We start from the raw sequence: 13,052 nt of genomic DNA, 5'->3' as shown, positions 1-13,052 counted from the left end.
TGCTCTACCTTTTATTCAAACTCGTCCCAGCCGTCCAGCTGCCGGCTTTCTTTCTGCATCTCACGCTCAAAAATCTCTTCCAGCTCGCGCCGGGCTTCCCGCACGCGGGATATCTGTACGGTATCAGTATGCACCGGCATTAACTCGCGAAGCATTCGCATATCGAGGCGTCGAAAGTGTAACTGCGCGCGCTGCGCCTGATGCGGATGCATTCCCAGAGTCACCAGCGCCTTGCGCCCCAATTCCAGGGCGCTGGAGAAGGTTTCACGCGAGAACTGCGTCACGCCGGCCTGTAATAGCTCATGCGCCTCTACGCGCCCCCGTGCTCGCGCCAGAATATGCAGGTGGGGAAAATGCTGTTGGCACATCTCCACCAGCTTCATGGTATCTTCCGGCTCGTTGCAGGTAATCACGATCGACTGCGCCTCTTCCGCCCCCGCCGAGCGCAGCAGCTCAAGCTGCGTCGCATCGCCGAAATAGACTTTGTAGCCATATTTGCGCATCAGGTTAACCGCGCTGATATCGCGTTCAAGCACGGTAATACGCATTTTATTAGCCATCAGCAGACGCCCAATCACCTGACCAAAACGCCCGAAACCGACGATAATCACCTGTGGCTTATCATCCTCGACCCACGGCGCCTCATCGGTATCTTCCGCCGGGTTAAGCCGTCGCGACAGCACTTTATCAATGATCTTCATCAGGAGCGGCGTGGTCATCATCGATAAGGTTACGGTAACCAGCAGCAGCGCCATTTGATCGTTATGGAACAGCTTCTGCGAAGCCGGCATGGAAAAGAGAACAAAGGCGAACTCGCCGCCCTGGCTCAATACTCCGGCGAACTGCGTGCGCTCGGAGCTGCGCAAACCATATAGCCGGGCCAATACATAAAGCACCAGCGCTTTAACCGCCACCAGCGCGGCAACGCTTAGCGCGACCCACAGCAAATGGGTGTAGAGCACGCCAAGATTCAGCGCCATGCCGACGGAGATAAAAAACAGCCCCAGCAGCAAGCCTTTAAACGGCTCAATAGCGATTTCCAGCTCGTGGCGATATTCGCTTTCCGCCAACAGCACGCCGGCGATAAACGTCCCCAGCGCCATTGACAGCCCCAGGGCGTCCATAAACAGCGCGGAACCCAGCACCAGCAGCAGCGTGGCGGCGGTAAATACCTCACGCACGCCGGAACCGGCGATAAAACGGAAAACCGGGCGCAGCAGAAAACGGCCGCCAATCAGCATGCCGGCGAAAGCCAGCACCTTCATCCCCACCGACATCCAGTTGAAGTTATCGTCGCCGTGTCCGGCGAGCAGCGGGACCAGCGCCAGCGCCGGGATCACCGCTAAATCCTGAAATAACAGAACTGAAAAGCCCAGCTGGCCGGATTCGTTACGGCTCATTCCCTTCTCGCGCATCAGCTGCAGCGCCATTGCGGTAGAGGACATTGCTAACCCAATACCGCCCACCACGGCCGCCTGCCACGAAAACCCGGTGACCACCAGCAATCCGCCGAGGATCGCCGCGCTAAACAGCACCTGCGCCGCGCCGACGCCGAATATCGAGTTGCGCAGTTGCCACAGTTTGGCCGGATTAAGCTCAAGGCCGATGATGAACATCAGGAATACAACGCCCAGCTCGGAAAAGTGAAGAATTTCATCCACATCGCTAATAAAGCCAAGCCCCCACGGGCCAATTGCAATCCCGGCCAGCAGGTAGCCGAGCACGGCGCCAATGCCCAGCCGGGCCGCCAGCGGTACCGCCACCACGGCGGCAAACAAAAACAGTACCCCTGCTAATAGCAAATCAGCTCCCGCCATTGACGCCTCCTGTAGCAACAGGATTCGCGAGCCAATCGCGATATGCGCGGGCGTGGCTTTGCAAATCTTCCGGCCGCTGTCGGCGCGCCCAGTAGACAATAATCGGACTCAGCCAGTGCATGCGGCACATGCCGGCCGTTAACTCAAAAGGGCGCAGAATATCATTCATCGGATAGCGATTAGCATCGCGGCGGTAAGCGCTCTCCGGCTCGCCGGTGGTGATCACGCTACGCCAGTACTTTCCCGCCAGTTGATTTCCTCCCGCGCCGCTGGCGAAGCCGCGGCTCAGCACCCGGTCCAGCCACTCTTTCAACAATGCCGGGCAGCTCCACGTATACAGCGGATGTTGGAAAACAATCACCTGATGCTGACGCAGAAGATCCTGCTCATGGGCGATATCAATAAAAAAATCTGGATAGTGCGCATAAAGATCGTGCACGGTGACATTCGGCAACTGTAAAGCCGGTTCAAGCAACACCCGGTTGGCCACGGAATCCTGAGATTCTGGGTGGGCATACAGCAGCAACACTTTCGCTGTCTGAGACATCATTCCCCTCCCGAACGTCATCTGGCGGCTTGCGAAGCGGCTGCGTCTCGACGCAACCAGAATGACTTTGTCTATCGTCTTCATTTTGGGCTACCATTGCGGCCCAATGGAGCGTTTCGCTTCCACACTACATTATCATAAAGACAAATTAACATAGTCTGAACATACGGCGCCTTATGATTGTTTTCTCCTCGTTACAAATTCGTCGCGGCGTACGCGTCCTGCTGGACAACGCCACCGCCACCATCAATCCTGGCCAGAAGGTCGGTCTGGTAGGTAAAAACGGCTGCGGTAAATCTACGTTGCTTTCGCTTTTGAAAAACGAGATAAGCGCCGACGGCGGCTCCATGACCTTCCCGAGCAACTGGCAGCTGGCGTGGGTTAATCAGGAAACGCCGGCCCTGCCGCAGCCGGCTATTGATTATGTTATTGATGGCGATCGCGAGTTCCGCAAGCTGGAAGCCGATTTACAGCAGGCCAATGAGCGCGACGACGGCCATGCCATCGCCACCGTCCACGGTAAGCTGGATGCGATTGACGCCTGGACGATTCGTTCCCGCGCCGCCAGCCTGCTGCACGGCCTTGGATTCAGTAACGAACAGCTCGATCGGCCGGTCAGTGATTTCTCCGGCGGCTGGCGTATGCGCTTAAACCTCGCGCAGGCGCTGATCTGCCGTTCCGATCTGCTGCTGCTCGACGAACCGACCAACCACCTCGATCTTGATGCGGTGATCTGGCTGGAAAAGTGGCTAAAGGGCTATAACGGTACGCTGATCCTGATTTCCCACGATCGTGATTTCCTCGATCCGATCGTCGATAAAATTATTCATATCGAACAGCAAACGATGTTCGAATACACCGGTAACTACAGCTCGTTTGAAATCCAGCGCGCGACCCGTCTGTCGCAGCAGCAGGCCATGTATGAAAGCCAGCAGCAGCGCGTAGCCCACTTGCAGAGCTACATCGACCGTTTCCGCGCCAAAGCCACCAAAGCGAAGCAGGCGCAGAGCCGTATCAAAATGCTTGAGCGTATGGAGCTTATCGCCCCGGCGCACGTCGATAACCCGTTCCACTTCAGCTTCCGCGCGCCGGAAAGTCTACCGAACCCGTTACTCAAGATGGAGAAAGTCAGCGCCGGCTACGGCGAACGAATTATTCTCGACTCCATCAAGCTGAATCTGGTACCCGGTTCGCGTATCGGTCTGCTGGGGCGCAACGGCGCCGGTAAATCAACGCTGATTAAGCTGCTGGCCGGCGAACTACAGCCGCTGTCCGGTGAAATTGGCCTGGCTAAGGGCATTAAGCTCGGTTACTTCGCCCAGCATCAGCTCGAATTCCTGCGCGCCGATGAGTCGCCGATACAGCATCTGGCCCGCCTGGCGCCGCAGGAGCTGGAACAAAAACTGCGCGACTACCTCGGCGGCTTTGGATTCCAGGGGGATAAAGTCAGCGAAGAGACCCGCCGTTTCTCCGGCGGCGAAAAAGCGCGTCTGGTGCTGGCGTTAATCGTCTGGCAGCGTCCTAACCTGCTGCTGCTCGATGAACCGACCAACCACCTTGATCTTGATATGCGCCAGGCCTTGACCGAAGCGCTGATCGACTTCGAAGGGGCGCTGGTCGTGGTCTCGCACGATCGCCACCTGATCCGCTCCACCACTGACGATCTGTACCTCGTACACGACGGCAAAGTCGAGCCCTTTGATGGCGATCTGGAAGATTATCAGCAGTGGCTGAGCGATTCGCAGAAGCTGGAAAACCAGACCTCTGAAGCGCCAAAGGATAACGGCAATAGCGCGCAGGCGCGTAAGGATCAAAAACGCCGCGAAGCCGAACTGCGTACGCAAACGCAACCGCTGCGTAAAGAGATTGCCCGTCTGGAAAAAGAGATGGATAAACTCAACGCGCAGCTGGCGCAGGCGGAAGAGAAACTGGGCGACAGCGAGTTGTATGACGCTTCGCGCAAAGCGGAATTAACCGCATGCCTGCAGCAGCAGGCGAGCGCCAAATCAGGGCTCGAAGAGTGTGAGATGGCGTGGCTCGACGCGCAGGAACAGCTGGAGCGGATGCTGCAGGAAAGTTAATGAGTAACCGCCCGGCGGTGAGAGAAAATTCATCGTCGGGACTTTCTGCTTAGCCATCCCGGGAGACTTTCCGAAATTCATCGCTCAGCCATTCTCTTGAGTCATTTTCATGTAATCTATACCGATTACCCGCAAGACCACATATTGGCTAACCGCCCACTTTTATGCGCGGTATAGTGTTCTAAAAGTTTCTTAATAATCCTGGTACTATGGTTGAAATAACCCCGACAGCAGTGACGCCCCCCGATAACGACTCGCGTGAATTCCATCCGATGCGCGGCGTGGGCAATCGTCATCTGCAAACCATGCTGCCGCGGATCATCCGCCGCAAGCTCCGATTTACGCCGCACTGGCAACGCCTTGAGCTGCCGGATGGCGATTTCGTCGATCTGGCCTGGAGCGAAGACCCCGCCGGCGCGCGCCACAAACCGCGACTGGTGGTCTTTCACGGTCTGGAAGGCAGCCTGCACAGCCCTTACGCCCACGGTTTGATTCACGCCGCCATGCAGCGCGGCTGGCTCGGGGTGGTGATGCATTTTCGCGGTTGCAGCGGCGAGCCGAATCGCAACAGTCGTATTTATCACTCTGGCGAAACGGAAGACGGTACCTGGTTCCTGCACTGGCTGCAGCGCGAGTTCGGCGCCGCGCCGACGGCGGCGGTAGGCTATTCGCTTGGCGGCAACATGCTGGGCTGTCTGCTGGCGAAAGAAGGCGACAATATTCCGCTCGATGCAGCCGTCATTGTCTCGGCGCCCTTTATGCTGGAAGCCTGCAGCTACCATATGGACAAAGGATTTTCGCGCGTCTATCAGCGTTACCTGCTCAACCTGCTGAAAGCCAACGCCGCGCGCAAGCTGAAAGCCTATCCAGGCTCGCTGCCGGTCGATCTTCGCCAGCTTAAAAGCATGCGCCGCATCCGCGAATTCGACGACATGATCACCGCCAAAATCCACGGTTTCGCCGATGCGCTAGACTATTACCGACAGTGCAGCGCGATGCCGCGCTTAAGCGATATCACCAAGCCGACGCTGATCATTCACGCGAAAGACGATCCGTTTATGGACCATCATTCAATTCCGCCGCAGGAACAACTGCCGGCTAACGTCGAATATCAGCTCACGGAACAGGGCGGCCACGTTGGCTTTGTCGGCGGTACGCTGCGAAAACCGCAAATGTGGCTGGAGCAACGTATTCCGGATTGGTTAACCCGCTGGCTGGGAGGACAAGCATGATTATTCCCTGGCAGGATCTCGATCCCGAAACGCTGGATAATCTGATTGAAAGCTTTGTGTTGCGCGAAGGCACCGATTATGGTGAACATGAACGTTCGCTTGCCGATAAAGTCGCCGATGTAAAACAGCAGCTTAAAACCGGGGAGGCCGTGCTGGTGTGGTCAGAACTGCACGAGACGGTCAACATCATGCCCCGCAAGATGTTTAACGGCTAAGCGCCATGCCCCTCTAACCGCGAGTGCCTGGCGCGATACGGCGACACACCATCACTTAATCAGGGAGTTGTTATGTCTGCCAAACATCCAGTGATCGCAGTCACGGGCTCCAGCGGCGCGGGCACCACCACCACCAGCCTCGCGTTTCGCAAAATTTTCTCGCAACTGAACCTGCATGCCGCGGAGGTCGAAGGGGATAGCTTCCATCGCTATACTCGCCCGGAAATGGACATGGCGATCCGCAAGGCGCGCGATCAGGGCAAACACATCAGCTACTTTGGCCCGGAAGCCAACGACTTCAGCCTGCTTGAACGCACCTTTTTAGAGTACGGCGAATTCGGCAAGGGCCAGTCGCGCAAATATCTCCATACCTACGATGAAGCGGTTCCCTGGAATCAGGTTCCCGGCACCTTTACCCCATGGCAACCGCTGCCTGAACCGACCGACGTGTTGTTTTATGAAGGGCTGCACGGCGGCGTGGTGACGCCGCAGCATGACGTGGCGAAACATGTCGACCTGCTGGTCGGCGTGGTGCCGATCGTCAACCTTGAATGGATCCAGAAGCTCATTCGCGATACCAGCGAACGCGGCCATTCGCGCGAAGCGGTGATGGACTCGGTGGTGCGTTCGATGGAAGACTATATCAATTTCATCACCCCGCAGTTCTCACGCACCCATATCAACTTCCAGCGTGTGCCGACGGTCGATACCTCGAATCCGTTTGCCGCCAAAGGCATTCCATCGCTCGACGAAAGCTTCGTGGTGATTCACTTTCGCAATTTGCAGGGGATTGATTACCCCTGGCTGTTGGCGATGCTACAGGGGTCGTTTATCTCGCATATGAACACCCTGGTGGTGCCAGGCGGTAAGATGGGGCTGGCGATGGAGCTCATTATGGCGCCGCTGGTCGAGCGCTTGATGGAAGGCAAAACCATTAGTTAAGGGCAAAATAAAACCCCGGTCGCCGTGCTGCCGGGGTTAGCGTCCCGCTACATCAATTCGTCTCAGGCTTCGATCACTTCGTAAGAGTGGGTGATGTTAACGGCCTTTTCCAGCATCAGCGCCACCGAACAATACTTCTCCGCGGATAAATCCACCGCACGGGACACCGCCGCATCCTTCAGCTCTTTACCGGTGACGATAAAGTGCAGATTGATATGGGTGAACAGGCGCGGCGCCTCTTCACGGCGTTCAGAGGTCAGCTTCACTTCGCAGTTGGTGACGTTTTGACGCCCTTTTTGCAGGATAGACACCACGTCAATTGCGCTACAGCCGCCCGCCGCCATCAGCACCATTTCCATCGGGCTGGGCGCTTTGTCCCCGGAGTTGCCATCCATTAAAATCTGGTGGCCGGAGGCCGACTCACCGATGAAGGTTAGACCTTCCACCCATTTCACACGCGCTTGCATAAAATTTAACTCCGCTGTTGCAATTTTCCTGACAGATTACGCGCACATAACAAATCTCGCAACGGAAGGCGACCTGGGTCATGCTGAAGCGAGACACCAGGAGACATGCGGTGAAAGCTATGCTAAAACAGTCTGGATGCTACAGTAATACATTGATGTACCGCATGTATGCTGAGGAGTTCACATTACAGGCTGCATAAATTGAGCAGCCAGCTTCCCAGGCATAGGGAAAAATACGATTGCATGCCCGGATGCCGTGTAGTGTCGGCGTCCGGAGATAGCTTATAACAGAGGATAACCGCGCATGGTGCTTGGCAAACCGCAAACAGACCCTACCCTTGAATGGTTCTTGTCTCATTGCCACATTCATAAGTACCCATCAAAGAGCACGCTGATTCACCAGGGTGAGAAAGCGGAAACGCTTTACTACATCGTAAAAGGCTCCGTGGCTGTACTCATCAAGGATGAAGAAGGTAAAGAGATGATCCTCTCTTACCTCAACCAGGGCGATTTCATCGGTGAATTAGGCCTGTTTGAAGAAGGTCAGGAACGTAGTGCCTGGGTACGTGCGAAAACCGCATGTGAAGTGGCCGAGATCTCTTACAAAAAATTCCGTCAGTTAATCCAGGTGAACCCGGACATCCTGATGCGCCTCTCTTCGCAGATGGCGCGTCGTCTGCAGGTCACTTCCGAGAAAGTCGGTAACCTTGCTTTCCTCGACGTGACGGGCCGTATCGCTCAGACCTTACTGAATCTGGCGAAACAGCCTGATGCCATGACCCACCCGGACGGGATGCAGATCAAAATCACCCGCCAGGAAATTGGCCAGATCGTCGGCTGTTCTCGTGAGACGGTTGGCCGTATTCTGAAGATGCTGGAAGATCAAAATCTGATCTCCGCACACGGTAAAACTATCGTCGTCTACGGTACCCGTTAAGTCGCTAAACGGCGTATTGCTCCGCGCAGTACGCCGTTTTTGTTTCTCCCATGTGGCGCAGGCTGATTTACCACCCGGAAGTCAACTACGCACTGCGGCAAACGCTGGTGCTGTGTCTACCTGTGGCCATCGGGCTTCTGCTCGGCCATCTGCAGCAAGGGTTGCTGTTCTCGTTAGTTCCCGCCTGTTGCAATATCGCCGGTCTCGACACCCCGCATAAACGCTTTTTCAAACGCCTGATCGTTGGCGGCTGCCTGTTTGCCGGCAGCAGCCTGATTGTGCAATTGCTTCTGGCGCGGGACATCCCGTTGCCGCTTATCCTCAGCGCGCTGGCGCTGATTCTCGGCGTGACGGCGGAAATCAGTTCGCTGCACGCTCGCCTGTTGCCGGCATCGCTTATCGCCGCCATTTTTACCTTAAGCCTGGCCGGCAATATGCCCATCTGGGAGCCGCTGCTTATCTATGCGCTGGGAACCTTGTGGTACGGACTCTTTAACTGGTTCTGGTTTTGGCTCTGGCGGGAGCAGCCGCTGCGCGAGTCGTTAAGCCTGCTTTACCGCGAACTGGCTAATTATTGCGAGGCCAAATATAGCCTCCTGACGCAGCACACTGACCCGACGACCTCCCTGCCGCCGCTGCTTACCCGCCAGCAGAAGGTGGTCGATTTAATTACCCAATGCTACCAGCAGATGCATATGTTAGCCGCCAACCAGCGTAGCGATCATAAGCGCCTGCTGCGCGCGTTCCAGGTTGGGCTGGATCTGCAGGAACATATTTCAGTGAGCCTGCACCAGCCGGAAGAGGTACAAAAACTGGTGGAGCGCAGCCATGCGGAAGCGGTTATCCGCTGGAACGCGCAGACCGTCGCCGCGCGTCTGCGGGTGCTGGCGGATGATATTCTCTACCACCGCTACCCGCGTCGCTTCCAGATGGATAAGCAAATCGGCGCGCTGGAAAAAATCGCTTATCAGCATCCCGATAACCCGGTAGGCCAGTTCTGCGCCTGGCACTTCAGTCGTATCGCCCGCGTGCTGCGCACCCAGCGCCCGCTGTACGCACGTAACCTGATGGCGGATAAAGAACGGCGCCTACCGCTACTACCGGCGCTGAAGAACTACCTGTCATTGAAATCCCCGGCGCTGCGCAACGCCGCGCGCATCAGCGTAATGTTGAGCATCGCCAGCCTGATGGGCAGCGCCCTACATCTGCCGAAGCCGTACTGGATCCTGATGACCGTGCTGTTCGTGACGCAAAACGGTTACGGCGCCACCCGCGTGCGGATTGTCCACCGGGCGGCAGGCACCCTGGCGGGCCTGGTGATCGCCTGGCTGACCCTACATTTCCACGTACCGGAGAGCTACACGTTAAGCGGTATGTTGTTCATCACGCTGCTGAGCTATCTCATCATCCGTAAACACTACGGCTGGGCGATGGTGGGCTTTACCGTCACCGCGGTATATACCCTGCAGTTGCTAACGCTTAACGGCGAGCAGTTCATCGTCGCCCGCTTTATCGATACCATCATTGGCTGTCTGATCGCCTTTGGCGGGATGGTCTGGCTATGGCCGCAATGGCAGAGCGGCCTGCTACGTAAAAACGCCCACGATGCCCTGGAGGCCGATCAGGAGGCTATTCGGCTGATCCTTAGCGCCGATCCGCAGGCCCCGGCGTTGGCCTACCAGCGTATGCGCGTCAACCAGGCGCACAACGCCCTGTATAACTCGCTTAACCAGGCGATGCAGGAACCGGGCTTTAACTCGCACTATCTGGAAGATATGAAGCTGTGGGTAACCCATAGCCAGTTTATCGTTGAGCATATCAACGCCATGACCACGCTGGCGCGCGAGCATACGATGCTAACGCCTGACCTGGCGCAGCGGTATCTGGAATCGTGTGAAATTGCCCTGCAGCGCTGTCAGCAGCGTCTGGATTCAGACGGGCCGGGCAGCGCGGGCGATGTGAATATTATGGAATCCCAGGACGGGGAAGTGTTGCGTGGGCCGCTCAGCACCCTTGAGCAGCATTTGCAGCGGATCCTCGGCCATCTGAACACCATGCACACCATTTCGTCGGTGGCATGGCGTCAGCGTCCGCATCACGGCATCTGGCTACGCACGACTAAGCGCTAAGTACGTTTTTAACCGCCTGCGCGAAGCGCGCCATCCCTTCGGCGATATCGCTATCATCAATCACCAGCGACGGCACAAAGCGCATTACGTCCGGCCCGGCGTTTAACACCATCACCCCGGCCTCCGCCGCGGCATAGAGGAAATCGCGCGCGCGTCCGTGATGCTGCGGCTTAAGCGCGGCGCCGATTAACAGTCCCATGCCGCGGATGTCGCTGAACAGATCAAACTGCGCATCGATCTGCTGCAGGTGTTCGACAAACAGCGCCCGTTTGGCATTGACGCCCGCCAGCACCTGCGGCGTGTTAATCAGGTTGAAAGCCGCGGTCGCCACCGCACAGGCCAGCGGATTGCCGCCGTAGGTGGAGCCATGGGAACCGGCATGGAAGGCGCTGGCGATTTCATTGGTGGTTAACATCGCGCTAATCGGGAAACCGCCGCCGAGCGCTTTCGCGCTGGTCAGGATGTCCGGCGTCACGCCGTAATGCATATAGGCGAACAATGAACCGGTACGGCCCATACCGCACTGCACTTCATCAAATACCAGCAGCGCCTGATGCTGGTCGCACAGATCGCGCAGCCCCTGCAGGAACGCTGGCGTCGCCGCCATCACCCCGCCCTCGCCCTGAATCGGCTCAACCACCACCGCGCAGGTATGGTCATCGATCACCGCTTTCACCGCCTCGAGATCGTTAAATGGAACATGCACGATATCTGCCGGTTTCGGCCCGAAACCGTCAGAGTATTTCGGCTGACCGCCGACCGAGACGGTGAACAGCGACCGTCCGTGGAAAGCATTATGGAAAGCGATGATTTTGGTTTTGTACGGACTATGGCGAGTGATCGCGTAATGACGCGCCAGCTTGAACGCCGTTTCGTTGGCTTCCGTTCCGGAGTTCATAAACACCACGCGCTCGGCAAAAGTGGCATCTACCAGCTGGCGCCCCAGGCGCAGCGCCGGCTCGTTGGTAAAAACGTTGCTGGTGTGCCACAGGGTCTCGCCCTGCTCACGCAGCGCCGCCACCAGCGCCGGGTGGCAGTGGCCCAGCGCGGTCACCGCAATCCCGCCGGCAAAATCAACGTACTCTTTGCCCTGCTGATCCCAAACGCGGCTGCCTTTCCCCTTCACCGGAATAAACTCCGCCGGTGCATAAATCGGCAGAATGACTTCATCGAATGTGGCGCGGGTGATTGCCGGTTGCTCTGTTGCCATGTGATGCCCATCCTTCTGTGTAACGTGCAATGATTGCGAAGTTTTAATCACAAAATATGCATAATAAATCACCTCATGGCAACTACAAATCAGCGTTTAAGGAAGTTTTCCAGCAACTGGTGTCCCTGTTCGCTAAGAATGCTCTCCGGGTGGAACTGCACGCCTTCGAGATCCCACTGGCGATGGCGGATACCCATGATTTCACCGCTGGCGCTGCGGGCGGTAACGATAAAATCCGCGGGAAGGGTCGGCGGGTCGATAACTAATGAATGGTAGCGCGTAACGGTAAGCGGGTTGTTTAGTCCCTGAAAAACGCCCTCGCCGTTGTGCTCAATCAGCGACGTTTTACCATGCATGACCTGCGCGGCGCGTACGATGGTGGCGCCAAAGACCTGGGCGATGGCCTGATGACCCAGACACACGCCGAGCAGCGGTGTTTTACCGGCATAGCGGCGGATAACGTCCAGCGAAATACCGGACTCATCCGGCGTGCAGGGGCCCGGTGAAATGACGATTTTCTCCGGCGCCAGCGACGCTATCTCTTCCAGCGTTAACTCATCGTTACGCTTAACCAGCACCTCCGCCCCCAGTTCGCAAAAATACTGGTACAGATTCCAGGTGAAAGAGTCATAGTTATCGATTAGCAGGATCATAGCGGCTCCGGAAAAAACAAAACCGGGCTATTCTACTCAGATTCCCGCGCTTCGCTTACCACTTTACGAAAGATCCGCTCCAGCGGCTCCGGGTCGCCCATCGCGCCCAGCTGGTTAGCCTGGCTCCACGCATCCGGATCGATGCCCCGCCAGTCGAGCAGGTAGCCGGCGTGAATGGCCAACTGTTCGAAGAAGATCCTTTGCGTCAGGCCGTTGCCAAGGCGGAACGGATGCAGGACATTGATTTCGCCGTAGTACCAGCTCAGGCGCTCGACGAAGGTCTCCCGGGGCAGTTCACGCAGATAGTCCTCTTCTTCCAGCTTGCGCATCAGCGCGTTACCCTCTTTCTCTATCCACGCGAAGTGGCAAAATGGCGTATCGCCCTGGTAGATATCGATTTCCCGCAGTTTGCCCGCCCAGTCAAAGAGATCCTGATAAAGTTGCCGGTGAATGGCGCAGAGATGCGGTAAACCGCGGCCGCGCGGGCCCAACGGGATCGTCGCCGCACGCAGCGAAGTGAATTCCCATACAGTTTGTTCCAGCCGTTGCGCCTGATGGATACCCAGCCGGTTACGCAGCACATCCAGCGCCGGATAGAGATAGGGGTCGCGACCGTCGCCATATTTATCGCTCATGACGCCTCCTCAGCTCGGCAAGACGCGCCAGCGCTTCCTCAGCCGTCAGGCTAACCAGCGGTACCGTCGCGCCTTCAAGGCGTCTGCTGGCCTGAAAATTGGCGTTGCGGGTCTGTTCCCAGAGCCGGGATTTTTGCTTATCGGTGAGTAAACGCATGGTCGCCTCCCTTATCGTCCCCTGTGTGCC

General features: G+C 57.0%; 13 protein-coding genes. 6 read left to right on the top strand and 7 right to left on the bottom strand.

Features of this window, described 5'->3' with window-relative positions; all coding sequences use genetic code 11:
* Positions 1–11 precede the first annotated feature (11 nt).
* Both kefB and kefG read right to left on the bottom strand, forming a co-directional pair.
* Entirely contained in the window at positions 12–1,817 is a 1,806-nt protein-coding gene (gene kefB, locus KGA69_RS08290; protein ID WP_047050225.1) for a glutathione-regulated potassium-efflux system protein KefB, read from the bottom strand.
* Positions 1,804–2,367, bottom strand: a complete 564-nt coding sequence (gene kefG, locus KGA69_RS08285) for a glutathione-regulated potassium-efflux system ancillary protein KefG (protein ID WP_015369408.1) — start codon at positions 2,365–2,367, stop codon at positions 1,804–1,806. Before kefG ends, kefB begins: the two co-directional genes overlap by 14 nt.
* 173 nt (positions 2,368–2,540) lie before the next feature.
* Here kefG and KGA69_RS08280 point away from each other — a divergent pair, with 173 nt between their 5' ends.
* The 4 genes from KGA69_RS08280 (at position 2,541) to KGA69_RS08265 (ending at position 6,834) form a co-directional block, all read left to right on the top strand.
* Positions 2,541–4,445, top strand: coding sequence for an ABC transporter ATP-binding protein (locus tag KGA69_RS08280; protein WP_063415835.1), 1,905 nt, complete (start codon positions 2,541–2,543; stop codon positions 4,443–4,445).
* Between the two features lie 272 nt (positions 4,446–4,717).
* Complete coding sequence (locus tag KGA69_RS08275; RefSeq protein ID WP_230981849.1) at positions 4,718–5,677, top strand: hydrolase; 960 nt, start codon at positions 4,718–4,720, stop codon at positions 5,675–5,677.
* Positions 5,674–5,892: a YheU family protein gene (locus KGA69_RS08270; RefSeq protein WP_015369405.1), complete on the top strand. Its 219-nt coding sequence runs from the start codon at positions 5,674–5,676 to the stop codon at positions 5,890–5,892. The genes KGA69_RS08275 and KGA69_RS08270 overlap by 4 nt, the downstream gene beginning before the upstream one ends.
* Positions 5,893–5,964: 72 nt before the next feature.
* On the top strand, positions 5,965–6,834 hold the full coding sequence (locus KGA69_RS08265) for a phosphoribulokinase (protein ID WP_015369404.1): 870 nt from the start codon (positions 5,965–5,967) through the stop codon (positions 6,832–6,834).
* A gap of 62 nt (positions 6,835–6,896) precedes the next feature.
* Here the strand turns inward: KGA69_RS08265 and KGA69_RS08260 are convergent, their stop codons facing one another.
* Complete coding sequence (locus KGA69_RS08260) at positions 6,897–7,301, bottom strand: OsmC family protein (protein WP_015703648.1); 405 nt, start codon at positions 7,299–7,301, stop codon at positions 6,897–6,899.
* A 304-nt stretch (positions 7,302–7,605) separates the two neighbouring features.
* Between KGA69_RS08260 and crp the strand changes: the two genes are divergently transcribed.
* The gene (crp, locus tag KGA69_RS08255) at positions 7,606–8,238 is read left to right on the top strand and encodes a cAMP-activated global transcriptional regulator CRP (RefSeq protein WP_000242758.1); all 633 of its coding nucleotides are present in this window, start codon (positions 7,606–7,608) and stop codon (positions 8,236–8,238) included.
* Between the two features lie 50 nt (positions 8,239–8,288).
* Positions 8,289–10,367, top strand: coding sequence for a YccS/YhfK family putative transporter (locus tag KGA69_RS08250; RefSeq protein WP_045394881.1), 2,079 nt, complete (start codon positions 8,289–8,291; stop codon positions 10,365–10,367).
* On the opposite strand, the gene argD is transcribed toward KGA69_RS08250, so the two are convergent.
* From argD to KGA69_RS08230, 4 genes are all read right to left on the bottom strand, one after another.
* Positions 10,357–11,577 carry a bifunctional acetylornithine/succinyldiaminopimelate transaminase gene (gene argD / locus KGA69_RS08245; RefSeq protein ID WP_063447542.1) on the bottom strand — a complete coding sequence of 407 codons (1,221 nt, stop codon included), beginning with the start codon at positions 11,575–11,577 and terminating at the stop codon, positions 10,357–10,359. The genes KGA69_RS08250 and argD overlap by 11 nt on opposite strands.
* An 89-nt stretch (positions 11,578–11,666) precedes the next feature.
* On the bottom strand, positions 11,667–12,230 hold the full coding sequence (pabA, locus tag KGA69_RS08240) for an aminodeoxychorismate synthase component 2 (protein WP_045394877.1): 564 nt from the start codon (positions 12,228–12,230) through the stop codon (positions 11,667–11,669).
* A 32-nt stretch (positions 12,231–12,262) separates the two neighbouring features.
* On the bottom strand, positions 12,263–12,865 hold the full coding sequence (locus KGA69_RS08235; protein ID WP_049060876.1) for a putative adenosine monophosphate-protein transferase Fic: 603 nt from the start codon (positions 12,863–12,865) through the stop codon (positions 12,263–12,265).
* A complete protein-coding gene (locus tag KGA69_RS08230) occupies positions 12,855–13,022 on the bottom strand; it encodes a YhfG family protein (RefSeq protein ID WP_064571555.1) in 168 nt (55 codons plus the stop codon). Before KGA69_RS08230 ends, KGA69_RS08235 begins: the two co-directional genes overlap by 11 nt.
* Between the last annotated feature and the right edge of the window lie 30 nt (positions 13,023–13,052).

It is taken from the genome of Klebsiella sp. A52, assembly GCF_018388785.1.
Taxonomy (GTDB): Bacteria; Pseudomonadota; Gammaproteobacteria; order Enterobacterales; family Enterobacteriaceae; genus Klebsiella; species Klebsiella aerogenes.
Note: the sequence above shows the minus strand (reverse complement) of the source record. Positions and strands in the feature narration are given on the sequence as shown.

Coding starts and splice junctions, on each gene's coding strand:
- kefB (WP_047050225.1), bottom strand. CDS start 1,817: ATGGCGGGAGCTGATTTGCTATTAGCAGGGGTACTGTTTTTGTTTGCC.
- kefG (WP_015369408.1), bottom strand. CDS start 2,367: ATGATGTCTCAGACAGCGAAAGTGTTGCTGCTGTATGCCCACCCAGAA.
- KGA69_RS08280 (WP_063415835.1), top strand. CDS start 2,541: ATGATTGTTTTCTCCTCGTTACAAATTCGTCGCGGCGTACGCGTCCTG.
- KGA69_RS08275 (WP_230981849.1), top strand. CDS start 4,718: ATGCGCGGCGTGGGCAATCGTCATCTGCAAACCATGCTGCCGCGGATC.
- KGA69_RS08270 (WP_015369405.1), top strand. CDS start 5,674: ATGATTATTCCCTGGCAGGATCTCGATCCCGAAACGCTGGATAATCTG.
- KGA69_RS08265 (WP_015369404.1), top strand. CDS start 5,965: ATGTCTGCCAAACATCCAGTGATCGCAGTCACGGGCTCCAGCGGCGCG.
- KGA69_RS08260 (WP_015703648.1), bottom strand. CDS start 7,301: ATGCAAGCGCGTGTGAAATGGGTGGAAGGTCTAACCTTCATCGGTGAG.
- crp (WP_000242758.1), top strand. CDS start 7,606: ATGGTGCTTGGCAAACCGCAAACAGACCCTACCCTTGAATGGTTCTTG.
- KGA69_RS08250 (WP_045394881.1), top strand. CDS start 8,289: ATGTGGCGCAGGCTGATTTACCACCCGGAAGTCAACTACGCACTGCGG.
- argD (WP_063447542.1), bottom strand. CDS start 11,577: ATGGCAACAGAGCAACCGGCAATCACCCGCGCCACATTCGATGAAGTC.
- pabA (WP_045394877.1), bottom strand. CDS start 12,230: ATGATCCTGCTAATCGATAACTATGACTCTTTCACCTGGAATCTGTAC.
- KGA69_RS08235 (WP_049060876.1), bottom strand. CDS start 12,865: ATGAGCGATAAATATGGCGACGGTCGCGACCCCTATCTCTATCCGGCG.
- KGA69_RS08230 (WP_064571555.1), bottom strand. CDS start 13,022: ATGCGTTTACTCACCGATAAGCAAAAATCCCGGCTCTGGGAACAGACC.